Origin of the sequence: Vibrio sp. 10N.247.311.49 (assembly GCF_041467655.1) — a bacterium.
GTDB lineage: Bacteria > Pseudomonadota > Gammaproteobacteria > Enterobacterales > Vibrionaceae > Vibrio > Vibrio crassostreae_C.
Map to the genome: position 1 here is coordinate 268,816 of NZ_JBFSVA010000001.1, position 26,028 is coordinate 294,843.

Below are 26,028 nucleotides of genomic sequence, written 5' to 3' on the forward strand. Positions count from 1 at the left end.
TCGCTATGTGGCCGCAGTAATCAAGGTCAGTTAATTGAAAGTCTCAAATAGTTGTTTGAAAGTTGGCTATTTGACAAGGTTCTGTTTTTCAAGCCTAACTAATTGAGTTAATTCACTCTATATTTTCAATTAACCCCTACACAGTAACAGCAATACCCGTTACATTAACCCGCATCCCCTTTAGATGGTTCAAAGTATGTTTCATCCTATTTCGTTGTTTGTTGGCCTGCGCTATTTGAAAGGTCGTTCAGGTGATCGCTTTAGCCGTTTTGTTTCTTATATGTCGACGGCCGGAATCACCATTGGTGTGCTGTCTTTGGTTACTGTTTTATCGGTAATGAATGGATTCGAAGCGCAGTTAAAAGACCGAATTCTCGGTGTCCTTCCTCAAGCCGTCGTTTACGAGCAAGGAGGCACAACGTCACTGTCTGCTCAAGCGCCTAATTTTGCAGAGCAAATGTCGCTCAATGGTCACGTTGAACCTATTGTTCGTAGCGAAGCGGTAATTCAAAGTCCTGCTCAGTTATCTGCAGGTCTGTTGATCGGCATTGAACCTAATTCAGATGACCCTCTTCAAAACCACTTGATTGCGGGCAGATTGTCTTCACTTCAAGCTGGGCAATATCAGCTATTTCTTGGTCACACCTTGGCGAGAAATTTGAAGGTATCTATGGGTGACAAAGTTCGCCTGATGGTGACCAGCGCGAGCCAGTACACCCCGTTAGGTCGTATTCCAAGCCAACGAAATTTCACCGTTGCCGGTATTTTCAATACAGGTTCTGATATCGACGCTCAACTGATGGTGACAGACATCCAAGACGCTGGGCGTTTGATGCGTTATAAATCAGACACTATTTCAGGCTGGCGACTATTTTTTGAAGACCCGTTTGAAGTCGCAGAGTTATCAACTCAGCCATTACCGGAAGGTTGGTTGTGGAGCGACTGGCGAGACCAACGAGGTGAGCTATTCCAAGCCGTTCGTATGGAAAAAAACATGATGGGTTTAATGCTTGGGCTTATCATCGGTGTTGCTGCTTTCAATATTATCTCAGCACTTATCATGGTGGTGATGGAGAAGCAGTCTGAAGTCGCGATTCTTAAGACCCAAGGCATGACTGATGGTCAAGTCATGGGGATCTTCATGGTTCAAGGCGCAAGTAGTGGCGTGATTGGTGCGCTCTCTGGTGGTGTGTTAGGCGTTGTTCTGGCAATGAACCTTAACCCGATTTTAGAAGCGATGGGTGTTGCTCTATTCTCGTTTGGTGGTCAGTTACCTATTTTGATTAACCCAATTCAAATCGCTGTTGTTGTGGTTCTGGCTATTGCACTTAGCCTGATTGCCACTGTATTCCCTTCTTATCGTGCATCGTCTGTGAAACCTGCTGAGGCCCTTCGTTATGAGTAATTTTCTTCAATGTAATGATATCCGTAAAACGTACCGTGAAGGCTCGTTAGATACTGAGGTGCTCAAGGGAGTCAGCTTTGACATCGAAAAGGGTGAGCTAGTAGCAATCATCGGTACCTCTGGCTCGGGCAAAAGTACCTTACTGCATATCTTAGGCGCATTAGACGATGCTTCTGCGGGCAGTGTGAGTTTTCTTGGTCAAGATTTAGCATCTTTGAGTTCGAATAAGCAGGCGAAGCTTCGCAACCAGCATCTTGGCTTTGTGTATCAGTTCCATCATCTTCTATCTGACTTTTCAGCTTTAGAAAACGTGGCGATGCCGTTATTGATTGGCGGCGAAAAGCCCGCTAAAGCAAAGCAAGAAGCACAACGTTTGTTGGACAAAGTTGGATTGAGTCACCGCGTGGACCACCGACCTTCAGAGCTTTCTGGTGGCGAGAGGCAACGTGTGGCGATTGCTCGTGCATTGGTGAATAAGCCTGCGCTAGTGTTGGCGGATGAACCAACCGGTAACCTTGACCATAACACCGCACTGTCTATTTACGACTTAATGCGTGAACTGAACCGTGAATACGATACTGCCTTTTTGGTCGTGACTCACGATGGTGAACTTGCCGGTAAGATGGATCGCCAACTTCACATGCAAGATGGTTTACTGGTCAACGTAGAAAAAGAGGAGAGCTAAGTGTTTTCCTCTTTATCTCTATTGATAGGCGGCCGATTTAGCCGTGCGAAACAACGAGACAAGATGGTGTCGTTCATCTCATTGTCTTCGACGATTGGTATTGCGGTTGGTGTCGCGGTGATCATTATCGGCTTATCTGCGATGAATGGCTTTGAGCGAGAGCTTCAATCACGAGTACTTTCTGTCATTCCTCATGGTGAATTTGAAGGCGTGAATGAGCCTGTGACTCGTTGGGAGCACGTGATTGAGGAGTCGGTTAAGCACGATAAAGTCGTTGCTGCTGCGCCTTATGTGAAAATTACTGCGCTTGCTGAAAAGGGCAAAGAACTCAAAGCAATTGAAGTTCGCGGCGTTGATCCGCAGCTAGAACAACAGGTATCAAGCCTATCGAGTTTTATCGATAAGCAAGCTTGGAGCGAGTTTAAGGCAGGGCAACAACAAATCATCTTAGGTTCTGGTGTAGCGAATGTGCTGGGTGCGAAAGTCGGTGATTATCTGACTTTGATGATTCCGACGGTAAACGGTTCTGTGAAGGTTCAGGCACCAAAACGTGTTCGAGTGAAAGTGGTTGGCTTGCTGACGCTTAATGGTCAGATAGATCACAGTTTGGCGCTAATCCCGATTGGTGATGCTCAGGTCTACGCAAACTTAGGTGAGGCGGTAACTGGGGTTTCTTTGAAAGTGACCGATGTGCTGAACGCGAACTCTATTGTGCGTGAAGTGGGCAATCAGCTTGATGTGTATGTGTATCTACGAAGCTGGCAGCAGAAGTTTGGTTTCTTGTATCGAGATATCCAACTCGTTCGTACCATCATGTATCTGGTGATGGTACTGGTTATTGGTGTGGCTTGTTTCAATATTGTCTCGACGCTAATGATGGCAGTAAAAGACAGAGCATCAGAGATCGCGATTTTAAGAACCATGGGTGCATCAGACGGCCTTGTGAAGCGCATCTTTGTTTGGCAGGGCGTATTCTCAGGCGTGTTAGGCAGTTTAGTGGGCAGTGCAATAGGTGTGCTAGTCGCTCTTAATCTCACGACACTAATCAAAGGACTTGAAAAGTTGGTCGATCACCAGTTCTTGTCCGGTGATATCTATTTTGTCGACTTCTTGCCATCACAACTTGATATGACGGATGTTGTTGTGGTTTCCGGCACTGCGATTGTGCTGAGTTTACTGGCGACATGGTACCCAGCATCACGCGCGGCGAAGTTGAATCCAGCCTCAGTGCTGAGTTCTAAATAGCATTCGCCTAAATAACAGGCCGTCAGTTTTCAGTCGATACAAAAAAGGATCCCAGTGGGATCCTTTTTTATTGAATTCAATTCGTGTTCTTTACGACTTTCGTTACATGCCAATCTTGCAGAGGTAAGTAGCTCATCCGATTTTAACTTGTGTACGTTTTAAGTGAAGCGCATACAAGGTTAGATTGAATAACAAGAAATGGCGTTCAGTGCCTTGCTTGTCGCTTCTTCCAACTTCTTACTACTGAGTAGCGCCATAAACCGCGAATACCAAAGTAGCCAATCATTGCTGAAACCACGCCACAAATCAGACAACCCAATAAGAACGGAGGCCCTATAGTGCTCATTTGTGCCAAGATGAAGTCCCAAGACAATTCGAAATGGAAGGCTTGCGGTGGCACATGCATAACAAACGCCCCGACTTTATAAGCAAAGTAGAAGAGAACAGGCATGGTAACCGGGTTACTGATCCAAACAAGTGCGACAGCTAAAGGCAGGTTAACGCCACATGCGACAGCAAGGCCTGCAGACATAATCATTTGACTTGGTAGAGGGACAAACGCCATGAATAACCCAACAGCAAACGCGCCAGCCGCAGAGCGACGATTAAGGCACCATAAGTTGGGGTTGTACAAAACATTGCCAAAAACTTTCAATGCTTTCTGACGCTTGATTAGATCATGGTCAGGCATAAATCGTTTGATAAACTTTCTTGGCATAGGAGGAAGCTACTCTCTTGTTTAACACTTGGTTCTTGATTTCATTTGCTGCGACAGTTGTGTCTGCCAGCTTCTGGCCTGTGATGCCACATTGGGTTTGGGCACCATTGATGCTGTTGTTACTGCTAGCATCAACAAAGTATAGCGTTTTCCGGAGTGCAAGAGGTCCAGTAACAGCATTGATACTAGTTATCTGCCTAGGGAATGCGATTGAAATACAAACGAGTCGCTTATTCCAATCAGGGCAGAATACTACCATAAATGCGTCGGTTGTTAGCCTTTTTAGTGAAAATAGCCACGGTTTTGAAAGCGTAATAGTAGTCAGATCAATTGGCGGCGAAAAATTAATCTTTCCTCAATTGATAAAATTGCGTTTGTTTACTCCTTTCAAGCTAACGCTTGGAGATGATGTCTATTTATCGGCCTCAATAAAGCCGATATGGGGCAAACTCAACGAAGCCGGCTTTGACCGAGAAAAGTACTTGTTTAGTGCTGGCGTGGTTGCCAATGCAACTTACAGAGCAGATACCAAGTACCGAATTCATTCTAGCACCAACTTACGCGCCCAATGGTTTGAAGCCAGCCTTGAAAGGTTAAGTCTGCTGGCAAATCAAGATCTCATTATCGCTTTGAGTTTTGGATATCGAGACTTTATTCCGCCTCAGCGGTGGGATATGCTTAAAAGCAGTGGCCTGATTCACTTGATGGCTATTTCGGGGCTGCATATTGGGATTGCCTTTGGTATCGGCTATCAGATTGGCAAGATATTAAGGTTACTTTCCCCTTCATTTCTTTGGTTACCTACAATATTCGGGCTCGGCTTGGCGTATTTCTATAGTTGGTTTGCTGGATTCACGCTGCCAACTTTGAGAGCTTTGGTGATGTGCGTTATCGCGAGTTATTTCTTGTGGCGTGGGCAAAATATCAGTTTGCTTCGGTATGTTACTTTAAGTGTGTGCGTGGTTCTGCTGATTTGGCCGTTTTCAGCTTTGTCGAGCAGTTTTTGGTTGTCCTTTGGTGCATTGGGCGCTGTTTTCTATATCGCCTGTAATACTCAGCGCTCAGCTTCAAGCTTTACATTTATCGACCACGCACTCCAACTTATTAAGCTTCAACTGATGCTGACATTCCTTATCGCGCCTTCCTCGATGTTGTTTTTCAAAGGAGTCAGTTTAGTCTCTGTTTTCTACAACTTGTTCCTTTTGCCTTGGGTATCGATGGTGACGATCCCGCTGTTGTTTCTGGCAATGTTTCTAAGCTTAATATCGGAGTCAGTGTCTGGCGTGGTTGGTATAACAGCGCTAGACAATGATTTGGTCAGTCAGCTGTGGAAGTTAGTCGACTTATCGCTTGAGCCTCTCGTATTTAGTCTTCCTTTCTCTGAGCGATTTTGGATCCAAGTCGATAATCAGAGGATTGCATTATCAGTATTCCTTATCTTGTTTTTGAGCTTTGTTAGTCGGTATTTCAAGCGAACATTATCGATATTGGTAACTGCAGTGTTTGTGCTGTGGTGGGAGTTCAGCAAACCCCAGCAAGACAAACTAACTATTGATATCTTGGATGTTGGGCATGGGTTGTCTTTGGTCTTGGAAAAGAACAATCAGATTGTTGTTTATGATCTTGGCAATGCGTGGCCAGGAGGCTCGGTTGTTGAGTCTTTGTTGATTCCTACTTTGAATCAGCGGGGGATTTATGAATTAGAAGGCGTGATTGTGAGTCATTTCGATTCTGACCATGCTGGTGGTTATCCGGCATTACTTGAGAACTATACGCCAAAGTGGATAAGAACCAGTCAGAACATTATTCAAGAACGCCAATCTATCACTCAAGCCCCGTCTAATATTCAAACATGTACTATTGGAGAGGTTTGGAACTGGCAAGATGTTGTTTTTGAGGTGTTGTGGCCGCCTAAGCAAGTAAAGAGGGCGTATAACCCACATTCGTGTGTGGTCAAGATCTCAGATCATAGTGCTGATTTCTCAATGTTGCTCACTGGTGATATTGAACTGGTAAGTGAGTGGTTACTTGCTCGTGAAGGAGAACAGCTAAGGAGTGATGTTATGTTGGTTCCGCATCATGGCAGCGATTCGTCATCGATTAAGTCGTTTATTGAGGCGGTGTCTCCTCAGCTGGCGATAGCTTCTCTTGCCAAAGGCAACCAGTGGGGAATGCCGAGTGAGTTTGTTATTGAACGTTATCAGGAAGCGGGGAGTACTTGGCTAGATACTGGAGAAAGCGGACAAATAACCATCACTCTTAGCAAAGAAGGTTGGCAATATCATGCGATTAGAGAACAACAAGGCGGGCAGTGGTATAGGCAGATGCTCCGTAAGGGAGTAGAATAGATAGATTATTGTGAGAAAATTAAGCGATTCTATGTCAACACAAACAGATGAAACTACCTGGGTCACATTTAAAAGACTTTGGACTTATATTCGATTATATAAGGCCGGCCTAGGTGTTGCGGTAATTGCGCTTATTATAAATGCCGTTTCTGATACCTATATGATTTCCTTACTAAAGCCGTTACTTGATGAAGGCTTTGGTAATGCTGAATCTGACTTTTTACGTACACTTCCACTTATTATCTTTGCCATGATGTTCGTTCGTGGCGTCAGTGGCTTTGTTTCAACCTATTGCTTGAGTTGGGTCTCTGGCAATGTGGTGATGGAAATTCGTCGTAAGATTTTCAGCCATTTCATGCACATGCCCGTTTCTTTCTTCGATAAAGAACAGACAGGCGCATTGCTATCTCGAATTACTTACGATTCAGAGCAAGTGTCTGCAGCAACCAGTAAAGCGTTAGTCAGTATTGTCCGTGAAGGTGCAAGTATTATAGGCTTGTTGACGCTGATGTTCTGGAATAGTTGGCAGTTATCTTTGGTGTTATTTGCTGTAGCGCCTTTGGTTGCGTGGGCGATCAGTATCGTATCGAAGCGATTCAGAAAGATCTCTAAGAACATGCAAACTAGCATGGGTCACGTTGCTTCTTCAGCTGAACAAATGCTGAAAGGGCATAAAGTGGTTCTAACTTACGGTGGTCAAGATCTAGAAAAACACCGCTTTGATAAAGTTAGTAACCAAATGCGCCAACAAAGCATGAAGTTAATCACTGCTCAAGCGGCCGCTAACCCGATTATTCAAATGATCGCATCAGTTGCGATTGTTGTTGTTCTATTCCTTGCTAGTGTCGATTCTATTAAAGCCGAGCTTACTGCTGGTACGTTTACCGTTGTGTTCTCTGCAATGTTTGGTCTATTACGTCCGCTAAAGGCGTTAACTAACGTAACGTCTGAATTCCAACGTGGTATGGCTGCGAGTACGACTCTATTTGGCTTGATGGATCTAGATACCGAGCAAAACAAAGGGACGTTGAAACCTGAAACTGTAATGGGTGAAGTGGCTGTTAAAGATGTCACGTTTACTTATGACGGTGCAGAGAAACCAGCACTTGATAAGATCAGCTTCAATATACCGAAAGGTAAAACGGTTGCGCTTGTTGGGCGATCTGGCTCGGGTAAGAGTACCATTGCTAACCTATTCACTCGTTTTTATGACGTAGACTCTGGTTCAATTGAGCTTGATGGCCACGACATTCGTGATTACGAATTGAGAAATCTGCGTGAGCACTTTGCGCTCGTTTCTCAAAATGTACATCTGTTTAACGATACGGTGGCTAACAACATCGCTTACGCAGCAGAAGAACAGTATTCACGTGAACAGATCGAATACGCGGCTAAGCTTGCTCATGCAAGTGAGTTTATCGAAGGCATGGAAAATGGCATCGATACCGTTGTTGGTGAAAATGGCGCAAGCCTTTCTGGTGGTCAAAGACAACGTATTGCGATTGCACGTGCTTTATTAAGAGATGCGCCTGTGCTGATTCTTGATGAGGCGACGTCTGCACTGGATACTGAGTCAGAGAGAGCGATTCAATCTGCACTAGAAGAACTGCAGAAAGACAAAACAGTATTAGTTATCGCACACAGACTCTCTACCATCGAGCAAGCTGATGAGATTCTAGTGGTTGATGATGGTCATATTGTAGAAAGGGGCGCACATGCTGAGCTAATCGCGCATGATGGTGCTTATGCACAATTACACCGAATTCAGTTCAGCGGATAAATTAGGTTTTGTTGTGATCGAAAAGATTTGGTTTAACAATCACCCGTTGAAATATCTTCTCTGGCCGCTATTGTGGCCACTGAGTCTGCTGTTCAAATTGATTAGTGGTCAACGTCGTGATGCTTACCTCTCTGGGAAGAAAGAGACCTACCGCCCGCCTTTACCTGTTATTGTTGTGGGCAATATTACCGCTGGTGGAAATGGTAAAACCCCGGTTGTGATTTGGTTAGTAGAAATGCTTCAGGCTCACGGCTTTAAACCTGGAGTTGTGTCTCGTGGTTACGGTGCAAAAGCACCAAGCTATCCGTTAGTGTTGAATGAAAATACGCCAGCAGAGCATTCGGGTGATGAACCTCGCTTGATTCGTAAGCGAACTGGTGCGCCAGTCGCAGTCGACCCTGTGCGAGCTAACGCAGTGAAAGCATTGCTGAGCAAAGGTGTTGATGTGATTATCACTGACGATGGCCTTCAGCATTACGCGCTTGAACGCGACATTGAATTTGCAGTTATCGACGGCGCAAGACGCTTTGGTAGCGAATGCCTAATTCCTTTAGGCCCGTTAAGAGAGCCTGTATCTCGTTTAGATGAAGTCGACTTTTTGGTTAACAATGGCGGTAAAGCGCATGGGCGAGAGTTCTCGATGTCTTTGCTTCCAAGCCAAGCGGTTAACCTAAAGACTGGTCAGAAAAGGTCTGTGGCTGAATTACAGAAACTGGTTGCTTTTGCCGGTATTGGCCACCCACCGCGCTTTTTTAAAACATTGGAAGATCTTGATGGTGATGTGGTATTCACACAGGGTTTCGCCGATCATCAAGATTTTGATAAAGATGAACTTCATGCCTTAGCTAAGAAAGGTATGAATCTGATTATGACAGAAAAAGACGCTGTAAAATGCGAAGAATATGCTCAAGATAACTGGTGGTATCTTCCAGTTTCTGCGCAGTTCGATGAAGATTCGCAACAGCAAATTTTAAAAAGAATAAAAGAGGTTATGGAATACTATGGATCACCGTCTACTTGAGATCGTTGCTTGCCCTGTATGTAAAGGTAAACTAACTTTTGACAAGGATAAGCAAGAGCTTGTTTGTAAAATTGATCGCCTTGCTTACCCAATTAAAGAGGGTATTCCTGTTCTTTTAGAACCTGAAGCTCGCACCGTTTCAATGGATGAGGGTAAGTAATGTCTTATACGGTTGTTATACCTGCGAGATACCAATCGAGCCGTTTACCTGGGAAGCCGCTTGCTGACATTGGTGGAAAGCCGATGATTCAATGGGTATACGAACAGTCAATGAAAGCGGGTGCTGATAACGTTATTATCGCTACCGACGACGCTCGAGTTGAAAAAGCGGCTAAAGCATTTGGCGCGACCGTTTGTATGACATCACCGAATCATGAGTCAGGTACTGAACGCCTAGCTGAAGTGATTGAAGTTATGAAGATTCCTGATGATCATATTATCGTGAATGTTCAAGGTGATGAGCCACTTATCCCACCAGCGATCATTAATCAGGTTGCTAACAATCTTGCGAACAGTACAGCTCCGATGGCAACACTCGGTGTGGAAATTACTCATGCTGATGAAGTGTTTAATCCTAACGCCGTAAAAGTTGTGACTGACAAAGATGGGTATGCCCTGTATTTTAGCCGAGCTACTATTCCTTGGGATCGCGATGCTTACGCGAACAACGGTACAGCAGCGGAATCTCCACTGCTTCGTCATATTGGCATCTACGCTTACCGTGCGGGTTTTATCAATACCTATATTAATTGGGAACCTAGTACTCTTGAGCGTATTGAGTGCCTAGAGCAATTACGAGTGCTTTGGTATGGTGAAAAAATCCATGTAGACGTTGCGGTTGAAGCGCCAGCTGCTGGTGTCGATACGCTTGAAGATCTAGAAGCGGTTCGAGCTATTATTGGCTAAGCTTCTTTGAGCTGTTTACAGAACACCGCTGAGCCTTGCTTATTGCGAGGCTTTTTTATGTCTATAGAAAATTGCGAACGTGTCTTATGGATCTAAGCTCGCGCATTGACCTAAGTAAACGGATATTGGGATAGTTGCATTGGTTTATGCATCATCAACACGGAATTATCTGAGATTTACCTCGCTCGAGTTCCAATTTTTCTCTATAATATGCCGCCTATAAAGTAGTGGCGAATCGCTAGTACAGAATAAAACTTACGACAAAACGTGGAGTAAAAGATGCCTTCTCAAAGCCCAGTGATTACGGTTGATGGACCAAGTGGTGCAGGTAAAGGTACCCTGTGTATGTTGCTAGCAGATAAGCTAGGCTTTCATCTTCTAGACTCAGGCGCGATCTATCGCGTATTGGCTTTAGCGGCAATTCACCATGGTGTGGATACTGAATCAGAGGATGCTTTAGTACCGCTTGCTACACACTTAGACGTGCAGTTTATTGCTGAAGGCGACTTAGTTAAGGTTATCCTAGAAGGTGAAGATGTGTCTGGTGAACTTCGTAAAGAAGAGACAGGCATGGCGGCTTCAAAAGTTGCTGCTTTACCTCGCGTTCGCGAAGCACTGCTTCGTCGTCAACGTGCATTCAGCGCTGCGCCTGGTTTGGTTGCAGATGGTCGTGACATGGGAACGGTTGTGTTTCCTGAAGCTGAAGCGAAAATATTTTTAGATGCAAGTGCTGAAGAGCGTGCGAGTCGCCGCCTTAAACAGTTGCAACAGAAGGGGTTAGATGTTAAATTTGACGACCTTTTGAGCGAGATCCAAGAGCGAGACGACCGAGATCGTAATCGCCCAGTGGCGCCACTTCGCCCTGCAGAGGATGCTCTAGTGCTTGATTCCACCTCAATGAATATTGAGCAGGTAGTAGAAAAAGCACTACACTATATTGAATCGAAACTGGCTGGGTAATTTCGCCGAGCTAGTACGAACGTTGGTCGCAAGGATGATGACCGGCGAATTTATCAACCCCATGCGGTAGGATACCCATGGACGTTTAATTATTGAAGATTAAATAATGACTGAATCTTTTGCTCAACTCTTTGAAGAGTTTCTATCTGAAACTGAATTCCAACAAGGCAGCATCGTTAAAGGTACTGTAGTAGCTATCGAGAACGGTTTCGTTCTTGTAGACGCTGGTCTTAAGTCTGAATCTGCTATCCCTGCTGAACAATTCAAGAACGCTGCTGGTGAACTTGAAGTTGAAGTTGGTGCTGAAGTAGACGTAGCTCTAGACGCTGTTGAAGATGGTTTCGGTGAAACTCAACTTTCTCGTGAGAAAGCTAAGCGTCACGAAGCTTGGATCGTACTTGAGAAAGCTTGCGAAGAAGCTGAAACTGTTGTTGGTATCATCAACGGTAAAGTTAAAGGCGGTTTCACTGTTGAACTTAACGGTATCCGTGCTTTCCTTCCTGGTTCTCTAGTAGACGTACGTCCTATCCGTGACACTGCTCACCTAGAAAACAAAGAGCTAGAGTTCAAAGTAATCAAGCTAGACCAGAAGCGTAACAACGTTGTTGTTTCTCGTCGTGCTGTTATCGAATCTGAAAACAGTGTTGAGCGTGACGAACTTCTTGAAACTCTACAAGAAGGTACTGAAGTTAAAGGTATCGTTAAGAACCTTACTGACTACGGTGCATTCGTTGACCTTGGCGGTGTTGACGGTCTTCTACATATCACAGATATGGCTTGGAAGCGCGTTAAGCACCCATCAGAGATCGTTAACGTTGGTGACGAAATCCTAGTTAAAGTTCTTAAGTTCGATCGTGAGCGCACTCGTGTTTCACTAGGTCTTAAGCAACTAGGCGAAGATCCATGGGTAGCAATCGCTAAGCGTTACCCAGAAGGTCACAAGCTTTCTGGTCGTGTTACAAACCTAACTGACTACGGCTGCTTCGTTGAAATCGAAGAAGGCGTTGAAGGTCTAGTACACGTTTCTGAAATGGATTGGACTAACAAGAACATCCACCCTTCTAAAGTTGTTAATGTTGGCGACGAAGTTGAGGTTATGGTTCTTGATATCGACGAAGAACGTCGTCGTATCTCTCTAGGTCTGAAACAGTGTAAAGCTAACCCATGGCAGTCATTTGCAGAAATGCAAGCTAAGGGCGACAAAGTTACTGGTAAGATCAAGTCTATCACTGACTTTGGTATCTTCATCGGTCTAGAAGGCGGTATCGACGGTCTTGTACACCTATCTGACATTTCTTGGAACGCTGCCGGCGAAGAAGCTGTACGTGAATACAAGAAAGGCGACGAAATCTCTGCTGTTGTTCTAGCAGTAGATGCAGAGCGTGAGCGTATTTCTCTTGGCGTTAAGCAAATGGAAAACGACCCGTTCAACGCATACGTTGCTGACAACAAGAAAGGTGTTCTTGTAAACGGTACTGTTACTGCAGTTGACGCGAAAGGCGCTACTATCGAGCTAATCGAAGGCGTTGAAGGTTACATCCGCGCTTCTGAAGTTTCTCGCGACCGTATCGAAGATGCATCTCTAATCCTAAGCGTTGGCGACAGCGTTGAAGCGAAGTTCACTGGTGTAGACCGTAAGAACCGCGTAATCAACCTATCTATCAAAGCTAAAGATGAAGCTGATGAGCAAGAAGCAATGGCTTCACTGAACAAGTCTGAAGAAGGCGCGTTCGGTAACGCAATGGCAGACGCATTCAAAGCTGCTAAAGGCGAATAATAGCTTCTCATTAAGAGAATTATAGCTATCTAGCCAAGAAAGGAGCCGTAAGGCTCCTTTTTTTTTGCTTATTTTTCCGATAGGTCTATAATTTCTAAAAAGAAAACCAACGAGGGTAACTATGACTAAGTCTGAATTGATTGAGAGACTGTGCGCTGAGCAAACGCATCTTTCTGCAAAAGAAATTGAAGACGCTGTAAAAGACATTTTAGAGCATATGGCTTCAACACTAGAAAGTGGTGATCGAATCGAAATTCGCGGTTTTGGCAGCTTTTCTCTGCATTATCGTGAGCCTCGTGTTGGACGTAACCCAAAGACTGGTGACAAGGTTGAGTTAGAAGGTAAATACGTTCCTCACTTCAAACCAGGTAAAGAGCTGCGTGAACGAGTAAACTCAGGAATGTAGCCTACTTATCGGAATTAAGAAAAGCGGCATACTATAATGTATGCCGCTTTTTTATGACCATAATATGGTGGTCTGATTAGTAATTTTCCTGCATAATCGTACAGCTAACCAACCAATGAGTGATGAACTATGAAAATTATAAAAATAGTCGCCGTTATCGCACTTTTCCTAATTGCACTGGCTTTAGGCTCTCAAAACCAAACAACTGTGAATTTCAACTATCTGCTAGCGCAAGGTGACTTCCACCTATCAAGTTTATTAGGTGTTGTATTCGTTTCAGGCTTCGCCCTTGCTTGGTTAGTCTTTGGTAATATGCACATGCGGTCTCAGCTAAAAATTCATCGCTTGAAGAAGCAACTCAATAAGCAATCAAAGCAGGTCCCTGCTGATACTAAAGCTTAAAGGCTATATTTGATGTTAGAGTTACTGTTCTTACTTTTGCCCATCGCAGCCGCTTATGGCTGGTATATGGGTAATCGTAACGCTCAGCAAGAAAAACAAAAGCAATCACACCAGATCTCCCGTCAATACGTGACGGGTTTGAACCTATTACTGTCAGATCAATCTGACAAAGCGGTTGATCACTTTATTGAACTGCTTCAAGTAGACAATGAAACCATCGATACTCACTTGGCTTTGGGCAACTTGTTCCGCTCAAGAGGCGAAGTCGACCGCGCTATTCGTATTCACCAAAATCTCATCTCTCGTTCGGGGCTTACCCTCGATCAGAAAAATCTCGCACTGCAACAATTAGCTAAAGACTACATGGTCTCTGGCTTCCTTGATCGCGCTGAAAAAATCTTTGAACAACTTGTAGAAGAACCTGACCATAAAGAGGGCGCTTTACAGCAGTTGGTGGCTATTTATCAGCAGACCCGTGAGTGGAACAAGGCTATCCATTACGGAAATATCTTAGTTAAGCTCGGCAAGAAAAAAATGAAGATGCGTGCCACAGTCGCGCATTTCTGGTGTGAGCTTGCAATGCAAGAACAAGCCGATGGTAATCGTTCTAAAGCGCTTCAGCATTTTAAGAAGGCGCTTTCTGAAGACCCTAAATGTGTTCGCGCAAGTATCGCACTAGGGAAGTTCCACTTAGCGAACGAAGATTACCAAAAGACAATTGATTGTCTTGAATCGGTACTTGAACAAGATATCGATTTTATCAGTGAGGTGTTGCCAACCCTTGCTGAGTGTTACCACAAGCTTGGACAAGAAGCTCAATTGGTCGAGTTCCTCAAAGCGTGTATTCAGAAGAAAGCCGGTGTATCTGCCGAACTGATGCTGGCGCAATTGGTTGCTCACCATGAAGATGTAGGCTCTGCTCAAGAGTTACTGACAAAGCAGCTTGTTAAAAATCCAACCATGAAAGGTTTTTATCGATTAATCGATTACCACCTAGCGGAAGCAGAAGAAGGCCGAGCAAAAGACAGCTTAACCACACTTCAATCTATGGTTGGTGAACAGCTTAAGGTTAAGCCTCATTACCGTTGTCGTCAGTGTGGTTTCTCGACACACTCTTTGTATTGGCACTGCCCTTCATGTAAAGGGTGGGGGACGATCAAGCCTATTCGTGGGCTTGATGGTGAATAGATTTGTGGTCACTTTAAGACCAAATTATTAATTGCAGCTTTCGGGCTGCATTTTTATGACTGTTATTTATCACCTGCTTAGGTGATTAGAAATTTTTAGAAAGTTAACTGCGTTAGGAGATGAAATGAACGACCAAAAAATCATTGTAGCCTTGGATTATGATAATCAAGCGGATGCGTTAGCCTTTGTCGATCGAATTGACCCAGCATCTTGCCGCCTAAAAGTGGGCAAAGAGATGTTTACCCTGTTTGGCCCTGAATTTGTTCGTGAATTACATAAGCGTGGTTTCTCAGTATTTTTAGACCTTAAATTCCACGACATCCCGAACACATGTTCAAAAGCAGTCCGTGCTGCCGCTGAACTGGGTGTTTGGATGGTGAACGTACACGCAAGTGGCGGTGAGCGTATGATGACGGCTTCTCGCGAAATCTTAGAACCTTATGGCAAAGATCGTCCACTGTTAATCGGTGTAACGGTACTCACCAGTATGGAGCAATCTGACTTAGCGGGTATCGGTCTGGATCTTGAACCACAACAACACGTGATGCGCTTGGCTTCTCTAACGAAAAACTCTGGCTTAGACGGTGTTGTATGTTCTGCACAAGAGGCTTCTTTGCTTAAAGGTGCACTTGGTCAAGAGTTCAAGCTAGTTACTCCAGGTATTCGTCCTGTCGGCGCAGATGTTGGTGACCAGAAGCGCATCATGACGCCTTCTAAAGCGATTGAATCAGGTTCAGACTACCTTGTTATTGGTCGTCCGATTACGCAAGCGATAGACCCTGCTGCTGTACTTGCAGAGATCAACGGTACGCTTGCTTAAGTCTATATTTGGATTGAGATATAAATAAAGAAGGCCAGCAAATTGCTGGCCTTAATTTTTTAGTCTGGATTAGTCTAAACTGGACTGAATGTTCTGTGTGGAGCCTAAACCGGAGCACCACTATGGAATTTGAAGTCGCTGTCTTCTGAAGTGATAAGATCAGCTTCTACTTGAGCAAAATGCGAAATACGCTCTGAAATATCTTTCCCTGCGATCTGTTCTGCTAGCTCAAGGTAATCTTGGTAGTGGCGAGCTTCTGAACGAAGTAGAGACACGTAAAACTTCTCCATGTCTTCTTCCAAGAAAGGAGCCAATTTAGCGAAGCGCTCACAAGAGCGAGCTTCAATAAACGCACCGATGATAAGCTTATCAACCAGAGCATCAGGCTCGTAAGTCTTAACTTGTTTGATCAAGCCCTTAGCGTAACGACCCGCCTCGATTGGCTGGTAAGTCACGCCTTTCTTCTCCATCAACTCCATGACTTGGTAGAAGTGATGCAGCTCTTCTTTGATCAGTAAAACCATCTTATCGATTAGGTCAGCACCGTAATTACAGCCTTCTTTCGCTGTTATTTGCTTGGATACGTTGCTTTTACCACGCAGAGACTCTAAGTCTCCGATACGACGGTAAGCAAATTGCTCGTATGGCAAAATCCATTCATTCAGTTGCTTCGCGCTTTCTTTATCGACGGCGTACTTGCGAATAAGGAATAAAGCACTCTGTGCCGCCTTAAGTTCACACAGCATGTGATCGCGTAGAATGATGTGAAGATTTTCTGGCTTTTTGGCTTCATCTATCCATGAATCTGGCGTTTCGGCTTTAAGAAAAGAGTGGATTGGAGCGAGTAATTCTTGATACATGGTCAGGGAAAGTTTGTTGATAATGCGGGGATTTTATCACAGCTCAAGAGATCTCCCTATACAGAGAAAGGAAATTCAACAGCTACAAAAAAGGCCGCCTATTTAATGTAAATAAGGCGGCCTTTAAGTGTTGAGTTAGACTGTTACCATTTCTTCTTCTGACCGAAGAGGGCATCCATATCGTCTTCTCGTTCTTTAGATTCCATCTGCTGCAAATCTTGAGCGTTTTTGTCTTGGCGTTTCTGGTCAAGCTCGTTAAGCATCTGTTGAAGCTTTTCTTTGGCTTGATTAGAGTACGAGTCGTTCTTAGTCGCCAAAGCATCAATACCTTTGCGTAATAGCTGAATCGCTGTTCCCGGTTGTCCGCGAGAAATCGAATCGTTTGCACGTTTGATAACATTTTCAATGTTAATACGGATTTGAATTGTTTCTAGGCGAGCATTTTCAACCACATAAGCTTGAGTCTCGAAACGGCCTTTATTGTGCTCGTTGCGCACCGTATCACGCAGGCGTTTAACTAACTTAAGCATCATGATCGCTTGCTTGTCACTACTTGGTACGCGGAAAGCGGTACTCTCGCCACCTTTGTAGTTCTCTTTTAGCTGAGTGATTTGTTGTTTTACGCTTTCAATGCGTTGGTCAAGCTGCTTATTTTTTGGATCGAGTTGATACATGTTTTCTAATGCATCAAGAATTCGATTGTTTAAGCATACAAGAAGATCTTGGCTAAACGGCATGTGATGAGCGTTGCCAATCAGTTCTTCTGTACCGTCAATAATGGTTAGATAACGAGAAGCTTCCTGTTTCTTCGCTGTTTCTACCTTAACTTTATATTGAAGCATGATGTTGTAGCCTAAAACTAACACCAAAAGAACGGCTACTAAGACGATTATTAAACCAATATTCATATATTTGAGTCTGCTTATTATTTTCTATAGCTAACTGGAGAGGATACACGATTCCATTGTGTATCGGCACTCGTAAATTGCAATTTCTGATTATCTCTTGTTGAGCGAAATCGGCAATCAAAACTTACCAACTAATGTATGAGAATGAGGGTTGGGTTGCAAAGCGTTAGTGATGTTTTTGTTTGTTAAGCTAGAAAAACTCAATTTTCCTGTCATTTTTGTGTTCGAAGCGTTATAACTATTAATTATATTACACGCGACTATAACGCTCTCTTTGCAAATAAGTTAGCACAGAAATGAGTAAAGGATTACGAGGTTAGATATGAAGTTACAGCAACTGAAGTACATTGTTGAGGTTGTAAACCATAACCTAAATGTTTCAGCTACAGCAGAGAGTTTGTACACATCTCAGCCTGGCATTAGTAAGCAAGTTAGATTACTTGAAGACGAACTAGGCATTCAGATTTTTGAGCGTAGCGGCAAGCATCTAACGCAGGTTACCCAAGCGGGTGAGGATATCATTCGTATCTCTCAAGAGATTTTGGCGCGCGTTGAAAGCATTAAAGCGGTAGCGGGTGAACACACACATCCAGAGATGGGTACATTGAATATTTCAACGACTCATACTCAAGCTCGTTATGCACTGCCTGATGTGATTAAAGGTTTCACGGCGCGCTATCCAAAAGTATCGCTTCACATGCACCAAGGTACGCCAAGCCAAATGTCAGAAGCCGTCGCTAAAGGTACAGCGAATTTTGCGATTGCAACGGAAGCGCTACACCTTTACCAAGATGCGATTATGCTGCCTTGTTACCACTGGAACCGTTCGATCGTCGTGACCAAAGATCATCCCCTGGCACAGAAGCGTAATATCACGATCGAAGATCTTGCGGCTTACTCTCTCGTGACTTATGTATTTGGTTTCACTGGCCGTTCTGAGCTTGATACCGCGTTTAACAAAGTAGGTTTAACACCGCGTGTTGTGTTTACTGCGACCGATGCAGACGTAATCAAAACCTACGTTCGTATGGGCATTGGTGTTGGTGTAATTGCAAGTATGGCTATTGACCACGAGCAAGATACTGATTTGGTTGCGATTGATGCGAGCCATCTATTTGGTGCGAGTACAACCAGCATTGGTTTTAGAAAAGGCACCTTCTTGCGTTCTTACATGTTTGATTTCATGGAGCGTTTTGCACCGCACTTAACTCGCCCTGTGGTTGAGCAAGCTATTTCTTTGAAATCGAATGAAGAGATCGAAGAGATGTTTAAAGATATCGAGCTGCCAGTTCGTTAATCTCGTCGTGTAAATCTAGATTCTTATTCGGCCTGTATTTGCAGGCCGTTTTTCTTTTGGGCTTTTAGTTTTCGTTTTCTTTATCGAGCCTTTCCATTTCGACCTCTTACCCCTACAATCCACGCATCATAGGGGGAAGCATGCATTCACGATTTAAAATACTCGATTCATTTTTGCTAGAGCACCAGATTTACTGGCGTTCAGAGCCTTTTCACCTATGCCAAACTCAACAGCAGCCGTGGAAAGAGGTCAATCGTCCACTCGTTGATTGGTTAGAAAGCTTAGATAATGAAAGCATTCAAACCTTAAAAGAGCAGCCTCAGCTTTTGATTGAGGAACTGACTCGTTTCCTACCTGAATTAGAAACTGCTACCCAAAACATCCAGTTCGATAACACTGCTTTGGTTGGTTTAGACCTCCCACGTGGTACTGCTGATGGTATTCCTGGCCGAAAGCTACATCAAATTGTCGCAATGGGCGAGGCTGCATTATGCCATCACCATGGCAAAGAGTGGCTCGAGTGGTGTTCTGGTAAAGGCTTTCTTGGTCGAATCCTATCTCAGCAATCGGATCAAAAAGTCACTAGCTTTGAATGGCAGCAATCGTTATGCGAAAGCGGACAAAAGATTGCGGATGACCAGAAGTTAGCGATGGATTTTGTTCAAGGAGATGCGTTTTCAGACAAGGCCGATGACGTGTTTAATTCGTACCAACATGCCGTGGCCCTTCATGCTTGTGGTGATCTTCATGTTGAGCTAGTTAAAAAGTCAGTGTCACATGGGCTACCAGCGGTCACTATTTCTCCTTGTTGTTATCATCTTATTCGAGACGAAAACTATCAAGCGATGTCTTCTATCGCGAAAAGCTCAGCATTAACGTTAAGTAAGAGCGACTTGAGAATCCCGCTTCAAGAAACCGTTACTGGTGGTGAAAGAGTAAAAAGACATCGTCAACTAGAGATGAGCTATCGTCTAGGCTTCAGCCAGTTGCTTAAGGCTGAACTTAACATTGACGAATACATTCCTGTACCGAGCATCAAAAAATCAGAGTTAGCTGAGGGTTTTGAATCTTTCTGCCGTTGGGCATCTGAAGTGAAAGAGCTATCGCTGGGCTCAGATATTGATTTTGACTCTTATTTGATTCAAGGCGAAGCGCTTTTCTGGGAAATGGAAAAGCTGAGTTTGGTTCAACAAGTCTTTAGACGACCATTAGAGATATGGCTGGCTTTAGATCGCGCTATCTATCTGAAAGAGCAAGGTTATGAAGCTACGATTGAAGAGTTCTGTGAACGCAGTATTACGCCAAGAAATCTATTGATTCATGGGGTTAAAATCGAGCGCTAGTGGTAAACCGTACTGTTACGTGTTTTTACGAACTAAATCCATTAATGCAAAAAAGCCAGCGCGACATAATGTCGTACTGGCTTTTTGTTTAATGTGTATGAGTTAACTGAACGCTTCAACGAGAAGATTATTGCGTTCAGTTAGTCATTACATCATTAGTTAAACATTGCGATTGCTTCTGCTGGGTCTACGTATTCAAGGTCAAAGCTTTCTGCAACTTCTTTACAAGTTACTTTACCGTGAATAACGTTTAGACCTTCTAGGAAGCCTTCATCAGATAGAAGTGCTTCGCGGTAGCCTTTGTTCGCTAGCTTAACAATGTAAGGAAGTGTTGCATTGTTTAGTGCGTAAGTTGAAGTACGAGCAACAGCGCCAGGCATGTTTGCAACACAGTAGTGAACTACGTCATCAACAATGTAAGTTGGGTCTGCGTGAGTGGTTGCGTGAGAAGTCTCGAAACAACCGCCTTGGTCGATTGCAACATCAACAACTGCTGAACCTGACTTCATCTTAGCGATGTGCTCTTTTGTAACCAATTTTGGAGCTGCTGCGCCAGGAATTAGTACTGCACCAATTACTAGGTCTGCTTCTAGAACATGCTTCTCAATGGCGTCTTCAGTAGAATAAACCACTTTTGCGCGACCTTGGAATTCTTCATCAAGTCGACGCAGTGTATCTACGTTACGGTCAAGAATTGTAACATCAGCGCGAAGGCCTACAGCCATACGTGCTGCGTTAGCACCTACAACACCGCCACCAACAACAACAACTTTTGCTGGTTCAACACCTGGAACGCCACCAAGAAGAAGACCACAACCACCGTTAGATTTCTCTAATGTTTGTGCACCTGCTTGAATAGACATACGACCAGCTACTTCAGACATTGGTGCTAATAGTGGCAAGCGACCCATATTATCTGTTACAGTCTCATAGGCTACGCAGACAGCTTTGCTCTTGATAAGCTCTTCAGTTTGTGGAAAATCTGGTGCAAGGTGTAAATAGGTAAATAATATTTGCCCTTCGCGAAGCATAGCTCGCTCGACAGCTTGAGGTTCTTTAACCTTTACAATCATCTCTGCTTTCGCGAAAACGTCAGCAGCAGTAGGAAGAATGGATGCGCCTACAGCGATGTAATCATCGTCTGAAAAACCGATACCAGTACCGGCATTGGTTTCTACAAAAACTTGGTGGCCGTGTGAGATTAGTTCTCTCACGCTAGCTGGGGTCATACCAACGCGGTATTCGTGGTTCTTGATTTCCTTAGGTACGCCAATGATCATCCTGACTCCTCATTTTATTTTGGTTGTTTTATCTATGTGTAGGGTAATTCTGTCGAATTAATATCTAGTATAGATAGGTTTAGATAAAATTTGATACTGAATATTAAAAAGTTGTAGTATATTTTTTTGCAAGGAAGTAATAAGGTGGAATAAAAAATGGCAGACAATTATAAGAAGCCGTCCAAGGAACTAGATCGTATTGACCGCAACATTCTTAATGAGTTGCAAAAAGACGGTCGTATCTCAAACGTTGAACTCTCAAAACGAGTAGGACTTTCTCCAACTCCATGTCTTGAACGTGTTCGTCGTTTAGAACGTCAAGGTTACATTACTGGGTACACAGCGTTGCTGAACCCACAGTACCTTGATGCTTCACTTTTAGTGTTTGTTGAAATTACATTGAACCGTGGTGCGCCAGATGTGTTCGAACAATTCAACACCGCTGTGCAGAAACTGGATGACATCCAAGAGTGTCATTTAGTGTCGGGTGATTTTGACTATCTTCTAAAAACACGTGTATCTGATATGGGTGCTTACCGTAAGCTACTGGGTGATACGTTACTTCGTCTACCGGGCGTAAACGACACTCGAACTTACGTAGTAATGGAAGAAGTGAAACAAACCAATCAACTTGTGATTAAAACTCGTTAGTCACAATTGGTGAAATGAAAGAAAGCGGACATTTGTTCCGCTTTCTTGCTTTCTGGAATTGGGTTTTTCTGTTTGATATGGTTAAATCAACAGTAGTTTCATTGAAACGAGCGGCTTTGGCCGCTCGAGATGTTTTTATCCCGTTTAATTATTAAGTTGGTTTATGTTCAAGCAGAGCAGTAATAAAGTAGAAACAATCATTAAAACGAGTGAAGAGCCTCAGTCTCCTCGTTTGAGTGGTTCTCAACGTCTCAAAGAGTGCAGTCTGATTCTCGGTGTTCTCTTCTCTATTCTACTTGCCGTTGCGTTATTAACTTTTAGTCCTGCAGACCCATCATGGTCGCAAACGGCGTGGGGTGGTGACATTCAAAATGCGGGTGGCTACCTAGGTGCTTGGTTGGCGGATACGCTTTTCTTCGTATTTGGCTCTTTGGCTTACCCTCTGCCTATCTTAGTGACGGTTGCTGCGTGGGTTTTATTCCGCAAACGTAATGAAGACGAGCAGATCGACTTCATGCTGTGGGGCACTCGCTTACTTGGCCTGACTATCCTAATTCTTACGAGTTGTGGTTTAGCGGATATCAACTTTGACGACATCTGGTACTTTTCATCCGGTGGCGTGGTAGGTGACGTTTTAACAAGCCTTGCACTTCCAACGTTGAATGTTCTTGGTAGTACGCTGGTTCTTCTTTTCTTATGGGGTGCTGGTTTCACTCTATTAACCGGTATCTCTTGGCTAAGCATTGTGGAATGGTTGGGTGAATGTGCCATCAAATTCTTCACGTCTACTGTTAATAAGGCTCGTGGCCAAGACCAAGAGCTGCTTGAGCCTCAATTAAGAGAATCAGCAGACCGCGATTTAATCGAAGAACGTCATCAGCAGCATCAAGCGCCAACTTACCGCGATGTTCCTGCTATAGAAGGCAACAAAGAATCAACAGAGCATGATCCGCTAGATCCTGCGATGAGTTTTTCTGCGACCAATGAGTCGGCAGACGTGGCGACAAATGCGCGAGACAATGCTGCATCGCCGAAGCGTCATTACAATATTCATATGCCTGTCGATGCTCCTGCGAAACAAGAAGCTCCTGTTCATGAAGAACCTCAGGTTCAGCCTCAAGCGGTAATTGAGTCAGAGCAAACGATCCCTGCAGCAGCTGTTTACCAAGCGCCAGAAGAACCGCTAGAAGAAGGTATTGAGCGCTCTAAACAGTTGAATGCAACGATAGAGCAGCTAGAAAATGCGGCCATGTATGAAGATGACCTAGCAGAACAAGATCAGGTTGACGCGCATGATTCTCAGGTTGCTTACCAACAATACATGCAGAACGAACAACCAGAAGTTGGCCCTGCTCATGCTGACCTTAGAAGTGCTGAACCAGAATTAGATAGCTCACCACAAGTAAATGGCGAATTTGGTTCTGAAGATGTTCAACCTGAATCTTTATACGCTTCACCTATGGGCGAGCCAGAAGCAACCGTGGAAGACGATTTCTCTGCACAACCTTCACCGTTTGATGTTACGGAAGAGCAAAGCTACCAACAGGGCTCAGAGCTTGAATCAGAACAGGCTGAAGCTGAATTAGCTGACGCAGCATTAATCGAAGAACAGTTTGAACCTTTCCCTTATCAAGAAGAACATTCAGAACCTGAACAGCCAACAGCACAAAACCTAGAGCCAACTGTTGATCTTCCTTGGGAAGAAGTAACGGAAGAAGAACCTGCGCATCAAGATCAAGATCAAGATCAAGATGTCGCCGCATTCCAAAGCATTGTTTCTGAAGCACAAGCGAATATGGCAGCGGCGCAGAACCCGTTCTTGGTTCAACAAGACGTTAATTTACCTAAGCCTGCTGAGCCATTACCCACGCTTGAATTGTTATTCCACCCTGAAAAGCGTGAAACCTTTATTGACCGTGATGCGCTAGAGGCAATTGCTCGTCTTGTTGAATCTAAGCTAGCGGACTACAAGATCAAAGCCGATGTGGTTGATATTTTCCCTGGCCCAGTAATCACTCGATTTGAACTCGATCTGGCTCCGGGCGTGAAAGTAAGCCGTATTTCTGGCCTTTCTATGGACTTAGCGCGTTCGCTCTCTGCATTGGCAGTACGTGTCGTAGAAGTGATTCCGGGTAAACCTTATGTTGGCTTAGAACTGCCGAATATGAGTCGCCAAACGGTATTCTTCTCAGACGTGGTTGCTAGCCCTCAGTTCCAAGAAGCGAAATCGCCAACGACAGTGGTTCTAGGACAAGACATCGCTGGTGAAGCCGTTATTGCTGATCTATCGAAAATGCCTCACGTTCTGGTTGCAGGTACAACCGGTTCTGGTAAGTCGGTAGGTGTGAACGTAATGATTCTGAGTATGCTTTACAAAGCATCACCGGAAGATGTTCGCTTCATCATGATCGACCCGAAAATGCTTGAGCTATCGGTTTATGAGGGTATTCCTCATCTATTGTCTGAAGTGGTAACCGACATGAAAGATGCGTCGAACGCCCTTCGTTGGTGTGTTGGCGAGATGGAACGACGTTATAAGCTGATGTCAGCATTAGGCGTTCGTAACATTAAAGGTTACAACGATAAGCTTAAGATGGCAGCGGAAGCGGGTCACCCAATTCACGATCCACTGTGGAAGCCGGGCGACAGCATGGACCCAGAAGCGCCATTGCTTGAGAAACTGCCTTACATTGTGGTTATCGTTGATGAATTTGCCGACCTAATCATGGTGGTTGGTAAGAAGGTTGAAGAACTGATTGCACGTTTGGCACAAAAAGCACGTGCGGCGGGTGTTCACTTGATTCTAGCGACGCAACGTCCATCAGTGGATGTTATTACTGGTCTTATTAAAGCGAACATTCCAACCCGTGTGGCCTTTACGGTATCAACTAAAACGGATTCACGAACTATCCTTGACCAAGGTGGTGCGGAATCACTATTGGGCATGGGTGATATGCTTTACTTGCCTCCTGGTTCTAGCCATACAACTCGTGTTCACGGTGCCTTTGCATCTGATGACGATGTACACGCAGTCGTGAATAACTGGAAAGCGCGTGGTAAGCCAAACTATATTGATGAAATCACCAACGGCGAACAAACCCCAGAAACCTTGCTTCCGGGTGAGAAGATGGAAGGTGATGAAGAGGTCGATCCTCTGTTTGATCAAGTGGTAGAACACGTTGTTCATTCACGTCGTGGCTCAGTTTCAGGCGTACAGCGTCGATTCAAGATTGGCTACAACCGTGCTGCACGTATTGTCGAGCAACTTGAAGCTCAAGGTATCGTAAGTGCTCCAGGTCATAACGGTAACCGAGAAGTCTTAGCACCAGCGCCACCAAAAGATTAGTTCCGGTAGGAACTCATAACTATTCAGTCGGTCAAATCGAAAATATGACCGACTTATGTTCTAACAGGATTATTGATGAAAAAAGTATTCGCACTTTTATTTATGAGCTTCTCAGTGTTTGCTTCTCCGAAAGAAGAGTTGAGTAGCCGCTTGGCATTAAACGCAGGCTTCAGCGCTGACTTTAAACAAGTCGTGACCAGCCCTGATGGTGATGTTGTTATGGAAGGTGAGGGCACGGTAGAGATTGCACGCCCAAGCCTGTTCCGCTGGGAGACCACGTTCCCTGATGAAAACTTGTTGGTATCTGATGGCCAAAGCTTGTGGTACTACAGCCCGTTCATTGAGCAAGTGAGCATTTATTGGCAAGAGCAAGCGACATCACAGACACCTTTTGTCCTGCTTACACGTAACCAAGAAAGTGATTGGGATAATTATAATGTGGCGCAAACGGGTAACCAATTCACGCTAACGCCAACTGCTGTCGATTCTAATCAGGGTGACTTCCAGATTAATATCACCGAAAAGGGCATTGTTCAGGGCTTTAATGTGATTGAACAAGACGGTCAAAAAGGTGAGTTTACCTTTAGCAATGTTGATTTGGGTAAACCTGCAGCAGACCGCTTTACTTTTGTGGCACCGGAAGGTGTCGAGGTCGACGACCAAAGAAACTGATCTAAACAAG

General features: G+C 44.3%; 23 protein-coding genes. 19 read left to right on the forward strand and 4 right to left on the reverse strand.

Annotation, left to right across the window (positions count from 1 at the left end):
* Positions 1–196: 196 nt before the first annotated feature.
* The 3 genes from lolC to lolE are packed head-to-tail and all read left to right on the forward strand — an operon-like array spanning position 197 to position 3,335.
* Positions 197–1,405: a lipoprotein-releasing ABC transporter permease subunit LolC gene (lolC, locus tag AB6E54_RS01185; RefSeq protein ID WP_372106190.1), complete on the forward strand. Its 1,209-nt coding sequence runs from the start codon at positions 197–199 to the stop codon at positions 1,403–1,405.
* Positions 1,398–2,090 (forward strand): lipoprotein-releasing ABC transporter ATP-binding protein LolD, encoded by a 693-nt coding sequence (gene lolD / locus AB6E54_RS01190; protein WP_017060230.1) that lies wholly within the window; start codon positions 1,398–1,400, stop codon positions 2,088–2,090. Before lolC ends, lolD begins: the two co-directional genes overlap by 8 nt.
* Positions 2,091–3,335 carry a lipoprotein-releasing ABC transporter permease subunit LolE gene (gene lolE / locus AB6E54_RS01195; RefSeq protein WP_017072111.1) on the forward strand — a complete coding sequence of 415 codons (1,245 nt, stop codon included), beginning with the start codon at positions 2,091–2,093 and terminating at the stop codon, positions 3,333–3,335.
* Between the two features lie 205 nt (positions 3,336–3,540).
* On the opposite strand, the gene AB6E54_RS01200 is transcribed toward lolE, so the two are convergent.
* Positions 3,541–4,053 (reverse strand): DUF2062 domain-containing protein, encoded by a 513-nt coding sequence (locus AB6E54_RS01200; RefSeq protein WP_017060232.1) that lies wholly within the window; start codon positions 4,051–4,053, stop codon positions 3,541–3,543.
* 17 nt (positions 4,054–4,070) lie between these two features.
* Between AB6E54_RS01200 and AB6E54_RS01205 the strand changes: the two genes are divergently transcribed.
* From AB6E54_RS01205 to pyrF, 11 genes are all read left to right on the forward strand, one after another.
* Complete coding sequence (locus AB6E54_RS01205) at positions 4,071–6,401, forward strand: DNA internalization-related competence protein ComEC/Rec2 (protein ID WP_372106191.1); 2,331 nt, start codon at positions 4,071–4,073, stop codon at positions 6,399–6,401.
* Between the two features lie 31 nt (positions 6,402–6,432).
* A complete protein-coding gene (gene msbA / locus AB6E54_RS01210; protein WP_017060234.1) occupies positions 6,433–8,181 on the forward strand; it encodes a lipid A ABC transporter ATP-binding protein/permease MsbA in 1,749 nt (582 codons plus the stop codon).
* Positions 8,182–8,194: 13 nt separating this feature from the next.
* The gene (lpxK, locus tag AB6E54_RS01215; RefSeq protein WP_029235494.1) at positions 8,195–9,202 is read left to right on the forward strand and encodes a tetraacyldisaccharide 4'-kinase; all 1,008 of its coding nucleotides are present in this window, start codon (positions 8,195–8,197) and stop codon (positions 9,200–9,202) included.
* Entirely contained in the window at positions 9,183–9,362 is a 180-nt protein-coding gene (locus AB6E54_RS01220) for a Trm112 family protein (protein ID WP_004736429.1), read from the forward strand. Before lpxK ends, AB6E54_RS01220 begins: the two co-directional genes overlap by 20 nt.
* Positions 9,362–10,108, forward strand: a complete 747-nt coding sequence (gene kdsB / locus AB6E54_RS01225; protein ID WP_102494312.1) for a 3-deoxy-manno-octulosonate cytidylyltransferase — start codon at positions 9,362–9,364, stop codon at positions 10,106–10,108. The genes AB6E54_RS01220 and kdsB overlap by 1 nt, the downstream gene beginning before the upstream one ends.
* Positions 10,109–10,387: 279 nt before the next feature.
* Positions 10,388–11,068 (forward strand): (d)CMP kinase, encoded by a 681-nt coding sequence (gene cmk / locus AB6E54_RS01230; protein WP_017060237.1) that lies wholly within the window; start codon positions 10,388–10,390, stop codon positions 11,066–11,068.
* 106 nt (positions 11,069–11,174) lie between these two features.
* A complete protein-coding gene (rpsA, locus tag AB6E54_RS01235) occupies positions 11,175–12,845 on the forward strand; it encodes a 30S ribosomal protein S1 (protein ID WP_010439921.1) in 1,671 nt (556 codons plus the stop codon).
* Positions 12,846–12,966: 121 nt separating this feature from the next.
* Positions 12,967–13,251 carry an integration host factor subunit beta gene (gene ihfB, locus AB6E54_RS01240; protein ID WP_017060238.1) on the forward strand — a complete coding sequence of 95 codons (285 nt, stop codon included), beginning with the start codon at positions 12,967–12,969 and terminating at the stop codon, positions 13,249–13,251.
* A 129-nt stretch (positions 13,252–13,380) separates the two neighbouring features.
* A complete protein-coding gene (locus tag AB6E54_RS01245) occupies positions 13,381–13,653 on the forward strand; it encodes a LapA family protein (protein ID WP_017060239.1) in 273 nt (90 codons plus the stop codon).
* Between the two features lie 12 nt (positions 13,654–13,665).
* Positions 13,666–14,841: a lipopolysaccharide assembly protein LapB gene (gene lapB / locus AB6E54_RS01250; RefSeq protein ID WP_017060240.1), complete on the forward strand. Its 1,176-nt coding sequence runs from the start codon at positions 13,666–13,668 to the stop codon at positions 14,839–14,841.
* 124 nt (positions 14,842–14,965) lie between these two features.
* The gene (gene pyrF / locus AB6E54_RS01255; RefSeq protein ID WP_017060241.1) at positions 14,966–15,661 is read left to right on the forward strand and encodes an orotidine-5'-phosphate decarboxylase; all 696 of its coding nucleotides are present in this window, start codon (positions 14,966–14,968) and stop codon (positions 15,659–15,661) included.
* A 104-nt stretch (positions 15,662–15,765) separates the two neighbouring features.
* Here pyrF and miaE read toward each other — a convergent pair whose 3' ends face one another.
* Both miaE and AB6E54_RS01265 read right to left on the reverse strand, forming a co-directional pair.
* Positions 15,766–16,521 (reverse strand): tRNA isopentenyl-2-thiomethyl-A-37 hydroxylase MiaE, encoded by a 756-nt coding sequence (miaE, locus tag AB6E54_RS01260; RefSeq protein ID WP_017060242.1) that lies wholly within the window; start codon positions 16,519–16,521, stop codon positions 15,766–15,768.
* 143 nt (positions 16,522–16,664) lie between these two features.
* A complete protein-coding gene (locus AB6E54_RS01265) occupies positions 16,665–17,429 on the reverse strand; it encodes a DNA repair protein (protein ID WP_102332954.1) in 765 nt (254 codons plus the stop codon).
* Positions 17,430–17,751: 322 nt separating this feature from the next.
* Between AB6E54_RS01265 and cysB the strand changes: the two genes are divergently transcribed.
* Complete coding sequence (gene cysB / locus AB6E54_RS01270; RefSeq protein WP_017060244.1) at positions 17,752–18,726, forward strand: HTH-type transcriptional regulator CysB; 975 nt, start codon at positions 17,752–17,754, stop codon at positions 18,724–18,726.
* A gap of 140 nt (positions 18,727–18,866) precedes the next feature.
* Complete coding sequence (locus tag AB6E54_RS01275; protein WP_102332953.1) at positions 18,867–20,069, forward strand: methyltransferase; 1,203 nt, start codon at positions 18,867–18,869, stop codon at positions 20,067–20,069.
* A gap of 155 nt (positions 20,070–20,224) precedes the next feature.
* Here the strand turns inward: AB6E54_RS01275 and ald are convergent, their stop codons facing one another.
* Positions 20,225–21,349, reverse strand: a complete 1,125-nt coding sequence (ald, locus tag AB6E54_RS01280; protein WP_102332952.1) for an alanine dehydrogenase — start codon at positions 21,347–21,349, stop codon at positions 20,225–20,227.
* Between the two features lie 156 nt (positions 21,350–21,505).
* Here ald and lrp point away from each other — a divergent pair, with 156 nt between their 5' ends.
* From lrp to lolA, 3 genes are all read left to right on the forward strand, one after another.
* Positions 21,506–22,000: a leucine-responsive transcriptional regulator Lrp gene (lrp, locus tag AB6E54_RS01285; protein ID WP_004734558.1), complete on the forward strand. Its 495-nt coding sequence runs from the start codon at positions 21,506–21,508 to the stop codon at positions 21,998–22,000.
* Between the two features lie 163 nt (positions 22,001–22,163).
* The gene (locus tag AB6E54_RS01290) at positions 22,164–25,346 is read left to right on the forward strand and encodes a DNA translocase FtsK 4TM domain-containing protein (protein WP_372106192.1); all 3,183 of its coding nucleotides are present in this window, start codon (positions 22,164–22,166) and stop codon (positions 25,344–25,346) included.
* A 75-nt stretch (positions 25,347–25,421) separates the two neighbouring features.
* Positions 25,422–26,018 (forward strand): outer membrane lipoprotein chaperone LolA, encoded by a 597-nt coding sequence (gene lolA / locus AB6E54_RS01295; protein ID WP_017060248.1) that lies wholly within the window; start codon positions 25,422–25,424, stop codon positions 26,016–26,018.
* The last annotated feature ends 10 nt before the right edge of the window (positions 26,019–26,028 follow it).

What these genes read in the sequence shown, in the direction of transcription:
- lolC (WP_372106190.1), top strand. Translation starts at nt 197, where the DNA reads ATGTTTCATCCTATTTCGTTGTTTGTTGGCCTGCGCTATTTGAAAGGT.
- lolA (WP_017060248.1), top strand. Translation starts at nt 25,422, where the DNA reads ATGAAAAAAGTATTCGCACTTTTATTTATGAGCTTCTCAGTGTTTGCT.
- lolD (WP_017060230.1), top strand. Translation starts at nt 1,398, where the DNA reads ATGAGTAATTTTCTTCAATGTAATGATATCCGTAAAACGTACCGTGAA.
- AB6E54_RS01200 (WP_017060232.1), bottom strand. Translation starts at nt 4,053, where the DNA reads ATGCCAAGAAAGTTTATCAAACGATTTATGCCTGACCATGATCTAATC.
- ihfB (WP_017060238.1), top strand. Translation starts at nt 12,967, where the DNA reads ATGACTAAGTCTGAATTGATTGAGAGACTGTGCGCTGAGCAAACGCAT.
- AB6E54_RS01290 (WP_372106192.1), top strand. Translation starts at nt 22,164, where the DNA reads ATGTTCAAGCAGAGCAGTAATAAAGTAGAAACAATCATTAAAACGAGT.
- cysB (WP_017060244.1), top strand. Translation starts at nt 17,752, where the DNA reads ATGAAGTTACAGCAACTGAAGTACATTGTTGAGGTTGTAAACCATAAC.
- AB6E54_RS01265 (WP_102332954.1), bottom strand. Translation starts at nt 17,429, where the DNA reads ATGAATATTGGTTTAATAATCGTCTTAGTAGCCGTTCTTTTGGTGTTA.
- AB6E54_RS01220 (WP_004736429.1), top strand. Translation starts at nt 9,183, where the DNA reads ATGGATCACCGTCTACTTGAGATCGTTGCTTGCCCTGTATGTAAAGGT.
- lapB (WP_017060240.1), top strand. Translation starts at nt 13,666, where the DNA reads ATGTTAGAGTTACTGTTCTTACTTTTGCCCATCGCAGCCGCTTATGGC.
- pyrF (WP_017060241.1), top strand. Translation starts at nt 14,966, where the DNA reads ATGAACGACCAAAAAATCATTGTAGCCTTGGATTATGATAATCAAGCG.
- cmk (WP_017060237.1), top strand. Translation starts at nt 10,388, where the DNA reads ATGCCTTCTCAAAGCCCAGTGATTACGGTTGATGGACCAAGTGGTGCA.
- msbA (WP_017060234.1), top strand. Translation starts at nt 6,433, where the DNA reads ATGTCAACACAAACAGATGAAACTACCTGGGTCACATTTAAAAGACTT.
- miaE (WP_017060242.1), bottom strand. Translation starts at nt 16,521, where the DNA reads ATGTATCAAGAATTACTCGCTCCAATCCACTCTTTTCTTAAAGCCGAA.
- AB6E54_RS01245 (WP_017060239.1), top strand. Translation starts at nt 13,381, where the DNA reads ATGAAAATTATAAAAATAGTCGCCGTTATCGCACTTTTCCTAATTGCA.
- AB6E54_RS01275 (WP_102332953.1), top strand. Translation starts at nt 18,867, where the DNA reads ATGCATTCACGATTTAAAATACTCGATTCATTTTTGCTAGAGCACCAG.
- ald (WP_102332952.1), bottom strand. Translation starts at nt 21,349, where the DNA reads ATGATCATTGGCGTACCTAAGGAAATCAAGAACCACGAATACCGCGTT.
- kdsB (WP_102494312.1), top strand. Translation starts at nt 9,362, where the DNA reads ATGTCTTATACGGTTGTTATACCTGCGAGATACCAATCGAGCCGTTTA.
- lrp (WP_004734558.1), top strand. Translation starts at nt 21,506, where the DNA reads ATGGCAGACAATTATAAGAAGCCGTCCAAGGAACTAGATCGTATTGAC.
- rpsA (WP_010439921.1), top strand. Translation starts at nt 11,175, where the DNA reads ATGACTGAATCTTTTGCTCAACTCTTTGAAGAGTTTCTATCTGAAACT.